Source organism: Rhodococcus sp. 2G (genome assembly GCF_001886355.1).
GTDB classification, from domain to species: domain Bacteria; phylum Actinomycetota; class Actinomycetes; order Mycobacteriales; family Mycobacteriaceae; genus Rhodococcus; species Rhodococcus pyridinivorans.
The window spans coordinates 1,099,088-1,116,446 of sequence record NZ_CP018063.1 but is presented as its reverse complement, the minus strand read 5'-3'; the positions used below and the strand labels follow the sequence as shown (position 1 = coordinate 1,116,446).

Annotated in this window: 19 protein-coding genes and 1 pseudogene; 9 read left to right on the top strand and 11 right to left on the bottom strand. The window is 68.7% G+C overall.

Features of this window, described 5'->3' with window-relative positions; translation table 11 throughout:
• The first annotated feature begins 29 nt into the window (after positions 1-29).
• Complete coding sequence (locus tag BO226_RS05240; RefSeq protein WP_064257581.1) at positions 30-1,223, top strand: IS110 family transposase; 1,194 nt, start codon at positions 30-32, stop codon at positions 1,221-1,223.
• Between the two features lie 32 nt (positions 1,224-1,255).
• Here the strand turns inward: BO226_RS05240 and BO226_RS05235 are convergent, their stop codons facing one another.
• Entirely contained in the window at positions 1,256-1,735 is a 480-nt protein-coding gene (locus BO226_RS05235; RefSeq protein ID WP_064257580.1) for a GNAT family N-acetyltransferase, read from the bottom strand.
• Between the two features lie 81 nt (positions 1,736-1,816).
• On the opposite strand from BO226_RS05235, the pseudogene BO226_RS05230 reads away from it, so the two are divergent.
• The 4 genes and pseudogenes from BO226_RS05230 to BO226_RS27610 all read left to right on the top strand — a co-directional run.
• Positions 1,817-2,311, top strand: a pseudogene (locus tag BO226_RS05230) (glutathione-dependent formaldehyde dehydrogenase); the annotation flags it as partial.
• Positions 2,312-2,323: 12 nt separating this feature from the next.
• The gene (locus BO226_RS05225; RefSeq protein ID WP_024100567.1) at positions 2,324-2,899 is read left to right on the top strand and encodes a hypothetical protein; all 576 of its coding nucleotides are present in this window, start codon (positions 2,324-2,326) and stop codon (positions 2,897-2,899) included.
• Between the two features lie 119 nt (positions 2,900-3,018).
• Positions 3,019-4,125 (top strand): wax ester/triacylglycerol synthase domain-containing protein, encoded by a 1,107-nt coding sequence (locus BO226_RS05220; RefSeq protein WP_006551136.1) that lies wholly within the window; start codon positions 3,019-3,021, stop codon positions 4,123-4,125.
• A 56-nt stretch (positions 4,126-4,181) separates the two neighbouring features.
• Complete coding sequence (locus BO226_RS27610; protein ID WP_071934755.1) at positions 4,182-4,994, top strand: hypothetical protein; 813 nt, start codon at positions 4,182-4,184, stop codon at positions 4,992-4,994.
• Positions 4,995-5,028: 34 nt separating this feature from the next.
• Here BO226_RS27610 and BO226_RS05210 read toward each other — a convergent pair whose 3' ends face one another.
• From BO226_RS05210 to BO226_RS05195, 4 genes are all read right to left on the bottom strand, one after another.
• Positions 5,029-5,826: an Fpg/Nei family DNA glycosylase gene (locus tag BO226_RS05210; RefSeq protein ID WP_024100566.1), complete on the bottom strand. Its 798-nt coding sequence runs from the start codon at positions 5,824-5,826 to the stop codon at positions 5,029-5,031.
• Positions 5,827-5,829: 3 nt separating this feature from the next.
• Entirely contained in the window at positions 5,830-6,309 is a 480-nt protein-coding gene (locus tag BO226_RS05205) for a ribose-5-phosphate isomerase (protein ID WP_006551133.1), read from the bottom strand.
• Between the two features lie 297 nt (positions 6,310-6,606).
• Positions 6,607-7,194 carry a GNAT family N-acetyltransferase gene (locus BO226_RS05200; RefSeq protein WP_071934754.1) on the bottom strand — a complete coding sequence of 196 codons (588 nt, stop codon included), beginning with the start codon at positions 7,192-7,194 and terminating at the stop codon, positions 6,607-6,609.
• Positions 7,195-7,231: 37 nt separating this feature from the next.
• Positions 7,232-7,864: a mycothiol-dependent nitroreductase Rv2466c family protein gene (locus BO226_RS05195; protein WP_006551131.1), complete on the bottom strand. Its 633-nt coding sequence runs from the start codon at positions 7,862-7,864 to the stop codon at positions 7,232-7,234.
• Between the two features lie 159 nt (positions 7,865-8,023).
• Between BO226_RS05195 and BO226_RS05190 the strand changes: the two genes are divergently transcribed.
• Both BO226_RS05190 and pepN read left to right on the top strand, forming a co-directional pair.
• A complete protein-coding gene (locus BO226_RS05190) occupies positions 8,024-9,265 on the top strand; it encodes an NAD(P)/FAD-dependent oxidoreductase (RefSeq protein WP_071934753.1) in 1,242 nt (413 codons plus the stop codon).
• A 63-nt stretch (positions 9,266-9,328) separates the two neighbouring features.
• Positions 9,329-11,911 carry an aminopeptidase N gene (gene pepN / locus BO226_RS05185; protein WP_071934752.1) on the top strand — a complete coding sequence of 861 codons (2,583 nt, stop codon included), beginning with the start codon at positions 9,329-9,331 and terminating at the stop codon, positions 11,909-11,911.
• A gap of 123 nt (positions 11,912-12,034) precedes the next feature.
• Here pepN and BO226_RS05180 read toward each other — a convergent pair whose 3' ends face one another.
• From BO226_RS05180 to BO226_RS05170, 3 genes are read right to left on the bottom strand one after another with little or no spacing between them, the layout of a single operon-like run.
• On the bottom strand, positions 12,035-12,508 hold the full coding sequence (locus tag BO226_RS05180) for a DUF5130 domain-containing protein (RefSeq protein ID WP_006551128.1): 474 nt from the start codon (positions 12,506-12,508) through the stop codon (positions 12,035-12,037).
• Entirely contained in the window at positions 12,495-12,767 is a 273-nt protein-coding gene (gene ctaJ / locus BO226_RS05175; protein WP_006551127.1) for an aa3-type cytochrome oxidase subunit CtaJ, read from the bottom strand. Before ctaJ ends, BO226_RS05180 begins: the two co-directional genes overlap by 14 nt.
• Positions 12,768-12,826: 59 nt before the next feature.
• Positions 12,827-13,456, bottom strand: coding sequence for an HNH endonuclease (locus BO226_RS05170; RefSeq protein WP_024100561.1), 630 nt, complete (start codon positions 13,454-13,456; stop codon positions 12,827-12,829).
• A gap of 186 nt (positions 13,457-13,642) precedes the next feature.
• On the opposite strand from BO226_RS05170, the gene BO226_RS05165 reads away from it, so the two are divergent.
• Positions 13,643-14,035: a globin gene (locus tag BO226_RS05165; protein ID WP_006551125.1), complete on the top strand. Its 393-nt coding sequence runs from the start codon at positions 13,643-13,645 to the stop codon at positions 14,033-14,035.
• A 16-nt stretch (positions 14,036-14,051) separates the two neighbouring features.
• On the opposite strand, the gene BO226_RS05160 is transcribed toward BO226_RS05165, so the two are convergent.
• A complete protein-coding gene (locus BO226_RS05160) occupies positions 14,052-14,471 on the bottom strand; it encodes a cupin domain-containing protein (RefSeq protein WP_006551124.1) in 420 nt (139 codons plus the stop codon).
• Positions 14,472-14,555: 84 nt separating this feature from the next.
• Between BO226_RS05160 and BO226_RS05155 the strand changes: the two genes are divergently transcribed.
• Entirely contained in the window at positions 14,556-16,193 is a 1,638-nt protein-coding gene (locus tag BO226_RS05155) for a glycoside hydrolase family 13 protein (protein WP_037216516.1), read from the top strand.
• Positions 16,194-16,200: 7 nt separating this feature from the next.
• Here the strand turns inward: BO226_RS05155 and BO226_RS05150 are convergent, their stop codons facing one another.
• Positions 16,201-16,896 (bottom strand): hypothetical protein, encoded by a 696-nt coding sequence (locus BO226_RS05150; protein ID WP_083543584.1) that lies wholly within the window; start codon positions 16,894-16,896, stop codon positions 16,201-16,203.
• 28 nt (positions 16,897-16,924) lie between these two features.
• Positions 16,925-17,359 (bottom strand): acyl-CoA thioesterase, encoded by a 435-nt coding sequence (locus BO226_RS05145; RefSeq protein WP_016691845.1) that lies wholly within the window; start codon positions 17,357-17,359, stop codon positions 16,925-16,927.

The window sequence follows — 17,359 nt, the reverse complement described above, 5'->3', positions numbered from 1 at the left end:
CGTCCGGAGCGGAACGAAAGGCACGCTTCATGGACCCGACCTACGCCGTGTTCTGCGGCATCGACGTGGGCAAAGGCGAACACCACGCCGTCGGACTCGACCCTTCGGGCACTCGACTGTTCGACAAAGCCCTGCCCAACGACGAAACCAAACTGCGGACTGTGTTCGACCGTCTCGCCGAACACGGCCCGGTACTGGTGATCGTCGACCAACCGAACACGATCGGCGCTCTGCCGGTCACCGTGGCCCGAGCCTGCGGCCACGCCGTGGCGTACCTGCCGGGATTGACGATGCGCCGCGTCGCCGACCTCTACCCGGGTCAGGCCAAAACCGACGCCCGAGATGCGTTCATCATCGCCGACACCGCCCGCACGATGCCGCACACGCTGCGCCGGGTCGATGTCGGTGACGAGGCCCTGGCCGAACTCGGGGTACTCGTCGGATTCGACGACGATCTCGCCGGTGAGGCCACCCGCATCAGCAACCGCATCCGCGGATTGCTCACCGGAATCCACCCCGCTCTCGAACGCGTCCTGGGCCCCAGGATCGCGCATCCGGCCGTGCTCGAAATCCTGTCGCGCTGCGGTGGACCGGTCGGTATCCGCAAGGCCGGCAAGCGCCGGCTCACCACACTCGCAACCAAGCACGCTCCGCGAATGGGCACCCGTCTCGCCGAGGAGATCCTCGCCGCCCTGGATGCGCAATCTGTGACGGTGCCGGGCAGTGCCGCCGCCGAGATCGTTCTGCCGAAACTTGCAGATTCTCTGAAAGAAGTTCTGCAGCAGCGCAAGAGCATTGCCGAGGATGTCGAGAGGATGCTCGACGACCACCCTCTTTCCCAGGTCCTGATGTCGATGCCCGGCGTCGGCATCAGGACTGCAGCCCGCGTCCTCCTCGAGGTCGGTGACGGTTCCGCGTTCGCGTCTGCGGCACACCTGGCGGCCTATGCCGGTATCGCCCCGGTGACTCATCGTTCCGGGTCGTCGATCCGTGGGGAGCACCCCGCCCGATCGGGCAACCGCAAGCTCAAACGGGCGTTGTTCCTGTCCGCATTCGCCGCGTTACACGATCCGACCAGCCGCGCCTACTACGACCGCAAACGCGCCGAGGGCAAGAAGCACAACGCCGCCCTGATCTGCCTTGCGCGGCGGCGCTGCGACGTCCTCTACGCCATGCTCAAGAACAAGACCTTCTACCGGTCCCCAATCGCAGAAGCAGCATGAGCACAGACCACGAGTTGGGGCTTGACCCGTTGTTAGCGCACTTGCTTCGCCAGATGGATCAGCGCATAGCCGCCCGGAGTCGGAGTGCGGTGCGTTTCCTGATACCCGAATCGGGAGTAGAGCCGCAGGTTGCCGAGGCTGCGCTCACCTGTGAACAACTGCAGATCAGTGATCTGCTCAGGTAGTCGCTCTTCCACCAGTTCGAGCAGTCGACTGCCCCGGCCCTGGCCTTGCATGTCCGGGGCCACGACCAGCCTTCCCAACTCGGCGGTATGAGGCTCCGTCGGAGAGAGATACACGCGCACGGCGGCGACGAGACGTTGGGAGTCATCGCGCAACCCGAACGCGAGCACGTCGGGCTGCGTCAGCTCACTCACCAACTCGTCGAGGGATTGCATCAACGGGGGAAGGTTCACGTCGTCGTGGGCCTGCGCCTCAGTCACATATGCAGCACGCTGCAACGTCAGCAGCTCACCCGCGTCCCCACCTGACAGTGTCACAACGGATTCCATGCATGTCGATTATTCCAGCCCCTACCGGACCGCACTTCAGTGGCATCCCCGGTCGGTTGACATCAACATAGGGACACCCCCCGGACCTTCGCTCACGCCGAGACCTACAACTTCGCGGAGTACGACGACATCATCGTCCACCTGAAGAAGATCACCGGTCATCTCGGAGCGGACGTCGCCATCGATGCGGTCGGGGCGGAGGCCGACGGCAACTTCCTGCAGCACGTCACGGCCGCGAAACTGAAGATGCAAGGTGGCTCGCCGGTCGCGCTGAACTGGGCCATCGACGGTGTCCGCAAGGGCGGCACCGTCTCGGTGGTGGGCGCCTACGGCCCGATCTTCAGTGCCGTGAAGTTCGGCGACGCGCTCAACAAGGGGCTGACCTTGCGGATGAACCAGTGCCCCGTCAAACGTCAGTGGCCCCGTCTGTTCGAGCACGTCCGCAACGGCTATCTGAAGCCGAACGACATCGTCACGCACCGTGTCCCGCTCGAACACATCCCCGAGGCCTACCACATGTTCTCGTCGAAGCTCGACAGGTGCATCAAGCCGATCATCGTCGCCGACGGGAGTTGAGGAGGATCCGCCATGGCCTACACCGCAGACAAGCCCGAACCCCCGGAGACCCCCGACCAACTGCGCGCCCGCATCCCCGGATGGGGAGTCGACCTGGATCCTCGCGATCGGCCCTCGGTGCCGAAGGAACGCTTCGCACCTGAGACGACCGGCGCGCACTGGGACTTCCCCGAACGCCAGCCCGGGTACGAGACCCGCGAACGCTCGATCGAGCATGCCTTCGTCACCCCGGTCTTCGGCACCACGGCGCCGCTGAAGGGACTGTCCGGCGTCGTGCGCAGGCACGCCTACCGCCGCTACAGCGAAGGCCGCGCCGCGCACTGGTTGCTCCTGATCGGCGCCGACCGCATCGACGTCGCCGAGAGCCGGGTCCGGGCTCTGATGCAGGGCCGTCCCGACAATCCCGTGACCGAGAGCGGGATCCGGTCGGAGATCACCGCGCACGGCGGGGCGTCGAGGCGGCGGAGTTCGCGTGCCGACGTCAACCACCAGTGGCTCGATCCGTTCGTCTCCGGCGCACCGTGGATCGCCGCAGCGGGTCTGGGCGCAGCGGTGGTGGTACGCCGGAAAGGGCGCTCACGGAGGTGAGAACCGGCACGTGGGGAGATCCCGAATCCAGCAACGACGTGTCACCTTTTCGACTCGATAGTGCAAAGCGAGAGTCAAGCAGGGGTGTGCGTCGTTCACGATATGAGACCGTCCCTCTTGTGAAGGACACCTCCGACGACCTCCCTCGGGCCCTCTCTCCCGGCTCCTCCGTCGTCGCCGCGGTCCTTCTCGATGCCACCCCCGACTGGGATCGGGTCGCCGCCGTGCTCGCGCCCGGCAACCACGAGTCGCCCAGTTTCCGGCACCGGGTGGTGGAACTGCCGTTCGGGCTCGATCCGCCGCGCCGCGCCGGGCATCCCGACTCGGATCCGCCGTGGCATCTCGAGCGGGTCGCCCTGCCCGCCCCGGCGACTTTCGAGGAGGTACTCGCCTACGCCCGCACGGCCCCCGACCCCTCGGGTCTCCGGCACCCGCGCTGGGAACTGACCTTGCTCGACGGCCTCGGCGGTGGCCAGTCGGCGCTGGTGATCCGGCTCCGGCATCTCGGCTCGGCACCCTCACCCGGTCAGTCCGAGTCCATGTTGTCGTGGGCGAGATCGGTGTCCGAACAGGGCGTCGAGTCGTTCCGCACCGCGGCGCACATGTTCACCTCGCTGGGCACCGGATTGATCAACGCCCTGCTCGGACGCACCGGCGACCACGAGGAGCCCGCACCCCGCGCGCCGCGACTGCACGTACTCGACGCGGATCTCGCCGCCCTGCGTCACGCCTGCGAACGCGCCGGCTGCCGCGTGTCGAGCGGGTTCTCCACTGCGATGCTCCTCGCGTGCAGCGAGTACCGGCGGCGGCACGGCCGCTCGATCGACGATCTGCGTGTCGTCGTCCCCGGGCCGGACGGCGGGGCGGTGCCTATGGCACCCGAGGACGAGGCGGACATCCACGCGATGGACACGGTCGATCTCATGCGACGCATCGACATCTCGTTCCCGTCCTCCGCCGGAGCACACTCCGACATCGCCGTCGGTCCGCGGGACGTGGTGGTGTCCACGCTCCCCGGTTCCCACGCGCCGCTCTACGTCGGCGGCGCGAAGATCGAGCGGTACTACGGCTTCGGTGCGGCCGACGGCGCGATGATGACCGCGTCGGCGATGTCCTATCGCGACACCTGCTGCATGGGCCTGGCGGTAGACCCCACGGTCGTCCCCAACCGCGATTCGTTCGATTCGTGCCTGCAGGAAGGGATGCGCGCGGTCCTCGGGGAGTGACTCCCCGCGTCGGTACGCTGGAGGACAGGACCCTCCCCCACCGGAAGGATCGGCCCGTGGAACTTCTGCTCATCCTCGCCGCCGTCGGTGCCGTGGTGTACTTCGTCTCCCGCTCCCAGAAGAGCACCACCCGTCACCGCACCGTCACCCTCGACGACGCCAAGGCCGACGCACGGCAGGCGATCGAGCGTCTCGGCGGCCAGATCTACAACCTGACCGGCACCGACGACGCCTCGCGTCAGGCGCTGGCGGACGCCTCCGAGCGCTTCACCGCCGCCGGCTCCCAGATCGAGCAGGCGAACTCGCCGATGCAGGCGCGTCTCGCGAAACAGACCGCGCTCGAAGGTCTGTACTACATCCGAGCTGCGCGCCTGGCGATGGGCATGGACCCGGGGCCGGAGATCCCAACGCTCGACGGACAGAAGTCCGCCGGCGAGGTCACCGAGAAGCGCACCGTCGACTTCGAGGGCCGCACCATCGCCGCGTCGCCGTCACCGTCCTCCGCGACGCCGAACTACTACCCCGGCGGCCGCGTCGCGGGCCGGCCTGTCCCTGCGGGCTGGTATTCGGAGCCGTGGTGGAAGCCCGCCCTGGTCGCGGGCGCGTGGGGCGTCGGCTCGATGCTGCTCTTCTCGACGATGTTCGCCGGGATGGCCGGTGTCCCCTACGACGCGCAGGCATTCGAATCCGGTGTCGGTGATCCGTCGGCGGAGACAGGTGCCGGCGACGACTTCGGCGGTGGTGACGAGTACGGCGGTGGTGACGAGTACGGCGGGGGCGACGAGTACGGAGGCGGTGACGACTTCGGTGGCGGCGACTTCGGTGGCGGAGACGGCGGCGGATTCGATTTCGGGGGCTTCGATTTCTGAGTCGGATCTGCTGAGTCGGGTCAGCTGAGTCGGGTCAGCTCGGCTGACAGACCGGGCACCAGAACAGGTTCCGCGCCTGCATGACCGAGTGCAGAACGGGAGTCCCGCAGATCCGGCAGGGTTCGCCGGCACGGCGGTAGACGTACGTCCGGGGCCTGTTCTTGGCGTAGGCCGGTGCGCCGTGGTCGTGTTCGGGTCGCACGACGTGCATGCGCCCGTGCTCCACACCGACGTTCATCAGTTCGACGAGGTCGGCCCAGATCGCGTCGAACTCTCTGCGGGACAGCTTGTTTCCCGGACGTTCCGGGTGGATGCCGTGACGGAAGAGCACTTCTGCGCGGTAGACGTTGCCGACGCCGGCGATGACGGCCTGGTTCATGAGCAACGCGCCGATCGCGGTGCGTGATCTGCCGATACGGCGCCATGCCCGCTCGGGATCGGCGTCGGGTCGCAGCGGGTCTGGACCGAGCCGGGCCTCGATCGCCTCGACCTCGCCGGGGGTGAGCACCTCGCACGCCGCCGGACCACGCAGGTCGCTGCCGTGGCGCGCGCCGATCATCCGCATCCGCACCTGTCCGACCGGTTCGCCGAGCGGCAACTCGCGGTCGGTGAACTCACCGTAGATACCGAGGTGCACGTGGACGGCGAGACCGCCCTCGTAGTGGTGGAAGAGATGCTTGCCCCACGCGTCCGCGTGGGTCAGGACGCGCCCGTCCACGGCGGCGGCACCGTCGGCGAACCGCCCCTGCGGACTGGACACCCGCACCGGCGCACCCGAGTACCACTCGTGGTGCAGCCGGGCAAGCCGGTGCAGGATGTGTCCTTCGGGCACGGATCAGGCAGGTGCGCCGGGAACTGCCGGAGCCTCGCCGGTCTTCTCGTACTCGGCGAGGATGTCGATACGGCGCTGGTGACGCTCCTCGTTCGACCACTCGGTCGACAGGAAGGCGTCGACGATCGCGAGGGTCTCCTCGAGGCTGTGCATGCGGCCACCGATGCCGATGAGCTGCGCGTTGTTGTGCTCGCGCGCAAGCTTGGCGGTGTCGACGCTCCAGGCGAGGGCGCAGCGCGCACCTCGCACCTTGTTGGCGGCGATCTGCTCGCCGTTACCGCTGCCACCGAGCACGATACCGAGGCTGCCCTCGTCGGCGACGGTGCGCCGAGCAGCCTCGATGCAGAAGGCCGGGTAGTCGTCGAGGGCGTCGTACTCGAACGCACCGCAGTCGATCGGCTCATGGCCGTTCTTCTTCAGGTGCTCGATGATCTCATTCTTCCGTTCGAAGCCCGCGTGGTCGGCTCCCAGGTAAACGCGCATGGGCCGAGTCTAACGAGACTCGTCCGCTCGCCCGCACGCGCCGTTCGCCGTGCGAGGGGCGGGTCGGAGCACACCCCGCCGGGGGCGGGTCAGAGCACACCCCGCCGGGGGCGGGTCAGAGGGCACCGTAGCGCGGCGGGTGGGTGCCGCTGGCAGTCCGGAGGCCGCGAGCCGTGATGCATCACGGTAGTCCGCGCCCGACCCGAAGCCGAGAATCGAATTCGGAGTGAGCACAAGTCTGTACGGCGGAGCGTTGCGACCTTCGGTCCCGAGCGTGGCGAACCCCGCCCCGGCAGGTCAGCGGCGCATCGCCCAGACCTTCGGGCCGCCGTCCGGCAGCTCCACGACACCGGTAACGACGAATCCGAGACGTTCGTAGAGCGCGACGTTCGCCTCCGAGGAGGTCTCCAGACAGGCCGCGACCCCCTGCCGCTCGGCCGCGCGAAGTCCTGGTTCGAGGACGGCCCGTCCCAGGCCGCGCCCCTGCGAGGCGGGATCGACGCCCACCGTGGCCAGGAACCACCCTGGCTCGCTCGGTTGCAGTTCCGCGGTGGCCTGCTCGGCCAGTTCGGCGGCGCGGGCACGATCACCCCGCAGCTCCGTCACCCGATCGGAGACGGACGTGAACGCCTCCTCGAGTCCGGTGGAGCCGGGCGTCGTCCAGACGGCCACGGCGTCGACGTCGTCGGAGACCCATACCTCGGCGCAGCGCATGCCGATCTCGGCGAGGAAGAGCCCTTGGAGGTCGCGGACCCGGGTCTCGTGGTCCCGGCCGTCGACGGTGTAGCGGGTGAACGGATAGTCGCGGAACGCTCGTCCGAGCGTTGCCGTCGCCTTCTCGACATCGTGTACCGTCGCCGGCCGGACCACATGATCGTTCGACACGCCGTTGCACTCTACCGAGCGCCACGGCGGTGCCCGGTCAGGAGAAGTCGGGCTCCTCGTCGCGGCTGCGCTTGAGCTCGAAGAAGTGCGGGTAGGACGCGAGGGCAACCACACCGTCCCATACCTTGCCGGCCTCTTCCCCGCGCGGGATCTTCGACAGGACGGGCCCGAAGAAGGCGATGCCGTTGACATGGATCGTCGGGGTACCGACGTCCTGGCCCACCTTGTCCATGCCGGCGTGATGGCTCGTGCGCAGAGCCTCGTCGTAGGCGTCGCTGTCGGCGGCCTCGGCCAGCGAGGCGTCGAGGTCGAGTTCGGCGAGCGACGCGGCGATCACGTCCGCGAAGTCCTTGTTGCCCTCGTTGTGGATGCGGGTGCCCATCGCCGTGTACAGCGGGGAGAGGATGTCGTCGCCGTACTTCTGCGCCGCAGCGATCGCGACGCGCACCGGGCCCCAGGCTTTCGTCATCAGCTCGGCGTACTCCTCCGGCAGGTCGCGCCCCTCGTTCAGCACGGCCAGGCTCATGACGTGGAAACGCGCCTCGATGTCGCGCACCTTCGTGACCTCGAGGATCCAGCGCGAGGTGATCCAGCACCACGGGCACAACGGATCGAACCAGAAGTCGGCGATGTCCTTGCCGGTCGAGGACGCGGCGGTCAGGTCGCTCAAGAGATCTCCTCACAAGAGTTCGTACGGGCCGGACAACTACAAGCATGTTCAACACGGCCCCGTCGACGATTCTTCCTGAACCGGGCCGTAGTGCGGGCGGTAGCCGTAACGTCGGAGCCGGGAAGCAGGTCCGGCACGCATCACAGCGGAGGCACCACGATGTCGGGTGAGGAAACGTTTCTGATCGTCGGCGCGGGTCTGGCCGGCGCCAAGCTGGCAGAGGAACTGCGCGCCCGCGACTTTCCCGGGCGCATCCTGCTCATCGGCGCGGAGGAGCACCTGCCCTACGAGCGACCGCCGTTGTCGAAGGACTACTTCGCCGGACGCAAGCAACTCGCCGACTTCACGGTGCACGCCGGCGACTGGTACCGCGACCACCGCGTCGAACTGCTGCTCGGCACGAAGGTCACCGCGATCGATCCGGCCGCCCACAGGGTGACGCTGCCCGACGGGTCGACGCTCCACTACGACAAGCTCGCGCTCGCCACGGGCTCGACGCCCCGCACGGTCCCGATTCCCGGAGCCGACGCCGAACGCGTGTACGTCATGCGCACCGTCGAGGACTCCGATGCGCTGCTCACCGCGATCCAGGGCGAGACCGACCACGCGGGATGGCTGGCCGTCATCGGCGCGGGATGGATCGGCATGGAGATCGCCGCGAACGCCCGCGACCGGGGCGCGGGCGTGGTGGTCGCGGAGACCGCGAAGCAACCCCTGTCCGGTGCCCTCGGCGAGGAGATGGGTGCGGTGTTCGCCGACCTGCACCGCGCGCACGGTGTCGATCTGCGGACGAACACCTCGGTGCGCGAGATCGTCGCCTACGACGGTCGCGCGAGCGGCATCCGGTTCGGCGACGACAGTGTGGTGCCCGCCGACGCCGTGCTCGTCGCGGTCGGGGCGCGCCCGAACATCGAGCTGGCCCGCGACGCCGGACTCGCGGTGGACGACGGCGTGCTCGTCGACGCGTCGCTGCGGACGAGCGACCCGGACATCGTCGCCGTCGGCGACATCGCGTCGGCGGAGCATCCGCTGCTCGGCACCCGTGTGCGCGTCGAACACTGGGCGAACGCTCTGAACCAGCCGGCCGTCGCGGCCGCGACGATGCTCGGACGTGAGGCGACCTACGACCGGCTCCCTTATTTCTTCACCGACCAGTACGACCTTGGCATGGAGTATGTCGGGCTCGCGCCCCGCGACGCGCGGGTGGTCACCCGCGGCGACGTGCCGGGACGGCAGTTCCTCGCGTTCTGGCTCGACGACGAGCAGCGGGTCCGGGCGGGGATGAACGTCAACATCTGGGATGCCGGGGACGACCTCCGCGCACTCATCGCCTCCGGGCGGCCCGTCGACGTCGGCCGGCTGACGGACACCACGGTGCCGTTGTCCGACGTCGCTCCGTGAGGGTTCGCCGATCATGATGGGATGGACGCCGACCGACATTCCGTCGTGAGAAGGAGTTCTCCCGTGGCACCACCGACTCTGACCCGCGAGCAGGCCGCCGAACGGGCCGCGATCCTGTCCGTCGACAACTACAGCATCGAACTGGATCTCACCGACGGTGCCGGCGCGCCGGGCACCACGACCTTCCGATCGGTGACCACCGTGCGATTCGACGCGACCGAGGGAGCCTCGACGTTCATCGACCTCATCGCGAAGACCGTGCATTCGGCGACCCTCAACGGCGACCCCGTCGACGTGTCCGGATACTCCGAGGAGACCGGCATCGCCCTTACCGGGCTCGCCGCTCACAACGAACTCGTCGTCGACGCCGACTGCCTGTACACGAACACCGGCGAGGGCCTGCACCGGTTCGTCGACCCCACCGACGACGCGGTGTACCTGTACTCGCAGTTCGAAACGGCCGACGCCAAGCGGATGTTCGCGTGCTTCGACCAGCCCGATCTCAAGGCCACCTTCGACCTGCAGGTCACCGCGCCGCAGGACTGGGCCGTGATCTCCAACGCCGACACCGTACAGACGGCGGCCGCGCAGCCGGGTCTGCACATCTTCCGCACCACCCCGCGGATGAGCACCTATCTCGTCGCGCTCATCGCCGGTCCGTATGCCGTGTGGTCCGACGAGTACACCGACGAGCACGGCACCATCCCGCTGCGCATCTTCTGCCGAGCGTCGCTCGCGGAGTACATGGACGCCGACCGGCTGTTCACCGAGACCAAACAGGGCTTCGGCTTCTACCACGCCAACTTCGGGATCCCCTACGCCTTCGGCAAGTACGACCAGCTGTTCGTGCCCGAGTTCAACGCCGGGGCGATGGAGAACGCCGGAGCGGTGACCTTCCTGGAGGACTACGTCTTCCGGTCCAAGGTCACCCGCTACTCCTACGAGCGCCGCGCCGAGACCGTCCTGCACGAGATGGCGCACATGTGGTTCGGCGACCTCGTCACCATGCGCTGGTGGGACGACCTGTGGCTCAACGAGTCGTTCGCGACGTTCGCGTCGGTGCTGTGCCAGGCCTCGGCCACCGAGTACACCAACGCGTGGACGACCTTCGCGAACGTCGAGAAGTCGTGGGCCTACCGGCAGGACCAGCTGCCGTCGACGCACCCGATCGCCGCCGACATCCCCGACCTCGCCGCGGTCGAGGTCAACTTCGACGGCATCACCTACGCCAAGGGCGCGTCGGTGCTCAAGCAGCTCGTCGCCTATGTGGGGCAGGAGCCCTTCCTCGCCGGTCTGCGCGAGTACTTCCGCGACCACGCCTACGGCAACGCCACCTTCGACGACCTGCTCGCCGCGCTGGAGAAGGCCTCCGGCCGCGACCTGTCGGACTGGGGTGCCCAGTGGCTCAAGACCACCGGCCTGAACATCCTGCGACCGGACTTCGAGGTCGACGACCAGGGACGCTTCACGCGTTTCGCGGTGGTGCAGGAAGGTGCCCAGCCCGGCGCCGGTGAGTTCCGCGTGCACCGCCTCGCGATCGGTGTGTACGACGACGACGGCTCCGGCAAGCTCGTCCGCACGCACCGCGTGGAGATCGACGTCGACGCCGCCGAGCGCACCGAGGTCCCCGATCTGGTGGGCGTGCCGCGCGGCGCGTTCGTCCTCGTCAACGACGACGACCTGACGTACTGCTCGGTGCGGCTCGACGAGGAGTCGCTCGCGACCGTCATCGACCGGGTCGGCGACATCGCCGAGTCGCTGCCGCGCACCCTGGTGTGGTCGGCGGCGTGGGAGATGACCCGTCAGGCCGAGATGAAGGCGCGCGATTTCGTCGCCCTCGTGCAGCGCGGTATCGCCGCCGAGACCGAGGTCGGTGTCGTCCAGCGTCTGCTCATGCAGGCGCACACCGCGCTGGAGAGCTACGCCGACCCGTCCTGGGCCGCGGAGCAGGGCCGGGCGGACTTCGCCAACCGTCTGCTCGCGCTCGCCCGCGAGTCCGTCGCCGGCTCCGACCATCAGCTCGCGTTCGTCAACGCGCTGACCACCGCGTACCTGTCGCCCTGGCACACCGAGGTGCTCGAGGAGCTGCTGGGCGCCGATCCGGCGACGGTCGGCCTGCCCGGGCTGACGGTCGACACCGATCTGCGCTGGCGGATCGTCCAGGCGCTCGCCGCGGCGGGTGAGGTCGACGCCGAGGGCGTGGAGTCGCCGTTCATCGACGCGGAGGCCGAACGCGACCCGACGGCCGCGGGTGCCCGCCAGGCGGCGGCCGCCCGCGCGGCCCGTCCGCAGGAGGCCGTCAAGGAGCAGGTGTGGCAGACCGTCGTGCACGACGACAGCGTCCCGAACATCACGGCGCGCGCCGTGATCGGCGGTTTCGCCCCGGCCGGTCAGGGCGAATTGCTCGAGCCGTACGTCGCGCGGTACTTCGCGGAGGTGCCGGGAGTGTGGGAGCGTCGTTCGAGCGAGGTCGCGCAGACCGTCGTGATCGGGCTCTACCCGTCGTGGTCGATCAGTGAGCAGTCGGTGGCTGCGGCAGACGAGTTCCTCGCCGGCGACCATCCGCCGGCGCTGCGCCGGCTCGTCGTCGAGGGTCGTGCCGGGGTCGTGCGCTCGTTGAAGGCACGCGCGTTCGACGCGTCCTGACGCGCCGACCTCACCGAACGACCGTGGGCGGTGCCCACATGAGACGCCCACATGAGACGACTGTGGCCCGCCGCCTCTCCTTCGCGGAGTGGCAGCGGGCCACAGATGGTCGTGGGCTCCGGACTAGGGAGCGACCATGGCGTTCGCGATGACGCGGACGGCACTGGTGATGCCGTCGAGCAGATTCCCCTGGCCGAAGGACGACACGGCCGCGGTCACGCCGAGCTGCAGCACCCGGTCGGTGGCGCGGTCGGCGGCGGTGCGACCCGAGCGGATCTCGATGCTCCGCTGGTTCGGGAAGACGGCGACGAGGACCGAGTTGTCGGCGTCCGGCGTCGTCGGCAGCAGGGCGTCGGTCGCCGCGGCCGGATTCTCGTCGTCACCGATGTAGACGGTGAACCGCACATTGGTGATCCGCGTCGCGTGCGTGAGCGTGTCGTCGAGGGTGATGAGGTCGCGGTCCTTGAAGGGCGCACCCGTGAAGGCCTGACCGAGACCGCGCACGGCGGAGATGCGTCCGCTCGCGGTGAGTGCCGCACCGTGCGGCAGGTTCTCCGGCGCGACGACCGGACGCTGGATCACGTCACCACTTGCCACTTGCGGTACCTCCGATCAGCTCCGCCGAGGTCAGAGCGGCATGACCGTGACCATGATGCGGGTATTTCCAGGGATGGGTCGATTCGTCGGTCGCGGTCCACAGGAGCGGTCCGTGCTCCCATTTCCGGTCGAGCGTGTACGGGTCGTCCGACGGCGTGGAGCCCGGGTACTTGCTCAGGACGAAGGACAGCCCACCGAAGACCAAGACGATCAGCAGCGGGATGCCGACGAAGATCAGGGTTGTCTCGAGAATGCTCACAGCCAAACGTTAGCCCAGCCGGGCCCGAAAGGCCTCATACGCCCCGGAGAACGGCCCGATCAGGCCGCGCCCTCCCCCAGATAGGGCAGCCAGGTGGGGTGCAACTCGGGCAGGGTGGCGAGCAAGCGCCAGTGCCGGCCCTTGGGCGGATTCGGCACCACACGCAGGGTCCATCCGAGTTCGGTGAGCAGCTTGTCGGCCTTGCGATGGTTGCACGGCGCGCAGCATGCGACGCAGTTCTCCCAGGTGTGCTCGCCGCCTCGGCTGCGCGGCACGACGTGGTCGATCGTCTCGGCCTTGCCCCCGCAGTAGGCGCACCGGTTCAGGTCGCGGTGCATGAGCGCGGCCCGGGTGAGCGGCACCCGCGCGTGATACGGAACGCGTACATAGTTGCGCAGACGGATCACCGATGGCAGCTGCACGGACCATTCTGCCGACCGCACCAGCGGGGCGAGCGGATCGTCGTGCACGGTATCGGCCTTGCCCCCGGCCATCAGGACCACGGCCCTGCGAGCGGGCAGGGCCGTGAGTGGCTCGTAGGTGGCGTTGAGCAGCAACACTCGACGTTTCAACCAGTCGGGTACCGTCGCGGTGCTGTCGTGCACCACGCGCAGTGTGGTAGCCCCCGGCACCCCTGCAGGGGCGTCCGCGGGCGGGAGTTGTCGATGCGAGCTGCTGCTGTGCTTCATACGACCTCCGAAAAGACTGGGAACAGTGGACCACGGATGCTCCCGAATCGCACCCCAAATCAGCGGACCGGTCCAGGTCGAGCCGGTGAACATCCGGTGACGGTCCCGCCCGGCACGGCTCGTCGGGCGGTGTGCGGTCGGGAGCGGGCACAATGGACGGTCGAGAGGGACGGTGAACGAATACAGATGAGTGACGAGCAGACCTTCTACGAGGCGGTCGGTGGCGCCGAGACGTTCCGCCGGCTCACTGCACGGTTCTACGAGGAGATCGCACGGGACGAGATCGTCCGGCCCCTGTATCCCGAGGAGGATCTCGGTCCGGCCGAACGACGCATGCGGATGTTCCTCGAGCAGTACTGGGGCGGCCCGCGCACCTACTCCGAGGAGCGGGGCCACCCGCGGCTGCGCATGCGTCATCATCCCTTCCGGATCGGGCCGCTCGAGCGCGACGCCTGGTTGCGCTGCATGCACACCGCGATCGCGTCGATCGACGAGAAGACGCTCGACGACGAGCACCGCCGGCAGCTCGTCGACTACATGAACATGGCGGCCGACTCGATGATGAATTCCCCCATCTGACCGAGGTCGGCGCAGCTCAGCGGCCCAGAATCCGGCGCAGGCGGTCCTCCACCTTCTGGGTGAACCGCGCCGCCGGCGACAGGTGACGACGCAGGACGGCGTGCTTGCGCACGTATTCGGGGACCTCCCACAGAGCGGTGGTCCCGGCTCGGAAGAGCGCCGCGTCCCCGGCACGCAAGGTGCGCGGCTCGGAGTCTGCGGACGAGACGATGACCGAGCCCTCCACGATGTGAACAATCTCGTCGACGCCGAAATGCCAGTCGAAGCGACCGGCCGTGCAGTCCCACACGTGTGTGGTGGTGGTGCGGTCGGCGCTGGTCGCCCACTGACCGCTGCGCGCCACGGGCGCGCCCTCGCGGATCCACGCAGGGTCGATCGGGTCGTCGCGCAGCTCCACGTCGTCCAACCGGACCGCGACGATCGATGTCGTATTCATGCCGTTCGTCCTATCACGCGGGCAGGCCCGGACGGAACGGCCGCGGCCACGTTCGCCCTGCCTTTCGCCCTGTCGTCTGACACGATGAGTCCCGTGGCCCACCCCGCAGCACCGACCTCCGGACGAGGCGACCCGACGGCGCCGTGGTGGCGCAACGCGGTCTTCTACCAGGTCTATCCCCGCTCGTTCGTCGATGCGAACGGTGACGGCATCGGCGACCTCGCGGGGGTGCGCAGCCGCCTCGGCTATCTCGAACTGCTCGGTGTCGACGCGATCTGGCTCAACCCGGTGATGCGTTCACCGATGGCCGATCACGGCTACGACGTCTCCGATCCTCGCGACATCGACCCGCTGTTCGGGGACATCGCCGATCTCGAAGCGCTGGTCGCCGACGCCCACGCGCGCGGCATCCGGGTGGTGATGGACCTCGTGCCGAACCACGTCAGCGTCGAGCACCGCTGGTTCCGGGCCGCGCTCGAAGCCGGGCCGGGCAGCCGTGAACGCCGGCGCTTCCACTTCCGCGACGGGCGCGAACCGGACGGCAGCGCACCACCGAACAACTGGCCGAGCGTCTTCGGCGGGCCGGCCTGGACCCGCATCACCGAACCCGACGGCACGCCCGGTCAGTGGTATCTGCACGTCTTCGCTCCCGGGCAGCCCGATCTGAACTGGGACGACGAGGAGGTCGTCGAGGACCTCGACAAGACCCTGCGGTTCTGGCTGGACCGGGGCGTGGACGGTTTCCGGATCGACGTGGCCCACGGGATGGCCAAGCCCGCAGATCTTCCCGACCACGAGGGGTGGGAGACCAACGAACTGCTCGGGCACTCCCCCGCCGACCCTCGGTTCAACAATCCCGAGGTGCACGACATCCACCGCCGCATCCGGCGGGTCTTCGACGAGTATCCGGACTCGGTGGCGATCGGTGAGATCTGGGTCGACGACCACGAACGGTTCGCCGAGTACCTGCGCCCGGACGAACTGCATCTCGCCTTCGACTTCCACCTGACGCTGTCGGACTGGGACGCCGACGCCGTCCGCGACGCGATCGAGAAGGGCCTGGCGGCGGTGACGTCGGTGCATGCCTCACCGACGTGGACGCTGTCGAACCACGACGTCGACCGCGAGGTCACTCGGTACGGAGGCGGTGAGGTCGGGCTCGCGCGGGCACGCGCGATGATCCTCGTCGCCCTCGCGCTCCCGGGAGCAGTGTTCGTCTACAACGGCGCCGAACTGGGGTTGCCGAACGTCGACCTGCCCGACGAGGTGCTGCAGGATCCGGTCTGGGAGCGATCCGGCCACACCGAACGCGGACGCGACGGATGCCGCGTGCCGCTGCCGTGGGAGGGCGAAACACCGCCCTTCGGGTTCACCTCCGCCGGGTCCGCGTGGCTGCCCCAGCCGCCGGAGTGGTCGGCGCTCACCGTCGAGAAGCAACTCGAGGATGCGGGCTCGACGCTCTCGCTGTACCGCCAGGCGATCGAGATCCGTACGGAGCGAAGGCGATCCATCAGCACGGAGCGAAGGCGATCCGAGGGCGGTGGGATCGGCTGGTACGGAAGCCCGGCGGGGTGCCTGGCCTTCCGCCGTTCCGACGGCCTGACCTGTGTTCTCAACGCCGGCGACGTCGCGGTCGATCTGCCTCCCGGCGAGGTGCTGCTCGCGAGTGCGCCGCTCACCGGACACGCACTGCCACCGGACACCGCCGCCTGGTTGGCGTGAGGCTCCCTCAGAGGACGCTCAGACCGAGCCCCCCGCCGCGGCGCAGATAGACCGACCCGAAGCGGGCGTCGAGGCGCATCCAGGTGGCGGACGCCCGGACCCGGACCACCTCGGCGGTATCGATACCCGTCGAGTCGACGCTGTCACGACCGGCACCCGGCACGAAGCCCATCGCACCGAGCGCGAACACCATGCGCATCGGCACACCCACGGTCGTCCCGGCACCGCTCACCTCGAGAACCTCTTGGGCGAGCAACGACGCCGGCGGTCCCTGCGCGCCGTGCTCGCGGGTGAGCGCGACGCCGCGTTGCGCGAGTGCGACGAGGATCCGTGCCGGCACGTCGTCGACGTGGACGTAGCCGTCGTCGGGTGGAAGTGCGCCGCGCCAGGCGGAATCCATCGCCCAGCCCGGGTCGACCTCGGTGCGCGGTTCGGACCCGGCGAGGAGCGCGGCCCGCAGCGACTCGGCGGCCACGCAGGTGTCGGCCGGAGCCACGGTTCCGCGGACGACGCGTCCGGCGAGCACCTCGAAACCGGTGTGTGTCCACACACCGAGCAATCCGTCGCCGCGGCGGCGCAACCGCACCACGGCAGCCTCGTCGAGACGCGCGGCCCGGGCCAGGAATGCGGCGAGGTCGACGCTGTCGTCGGGGTCGGCGAGCGTCAGGAGGCGCTCTGCGCGTCGGATCCGGTCGTCGGTCACGTCGGCCTCGTCAATTGCGGTGCCACCGTCAGTTTCGTTGCCACTGACGCAGGAACTCGCGTTCGTCGTCGCTGAGCCGGCGCAGGCGCTGGGTCTCGATGTCGAACGCCGCGATCTGGGTGGACGCGACCACCGCCGGCGCCGAGTCGACCGGGGCACCGCCCGGCCGCACCTCGTAACCGATCGTGAAGTCGACCGCGCGTACCTTCTCCGTCCACATCAACACGTCGAGCGGACCGTCGTCGTGACGCAACTGCCCTCGGTAGCGGACGTGGAGATCGGCGATGACGGCGCCTTCACGCAAGTCCCGGGTGGGGCGGCCGTCGGCGAACAACCACGGGATCCGCGCTTCTTCGAGGAGGGTGACCATCCGCGCGTGGTTGATGTGCTGGAAGACGTCCATGTCGGACCACCGCACCATCACCTCGGTGTGGAAACCGAACTGTTCGCCCGCACCGCTCAC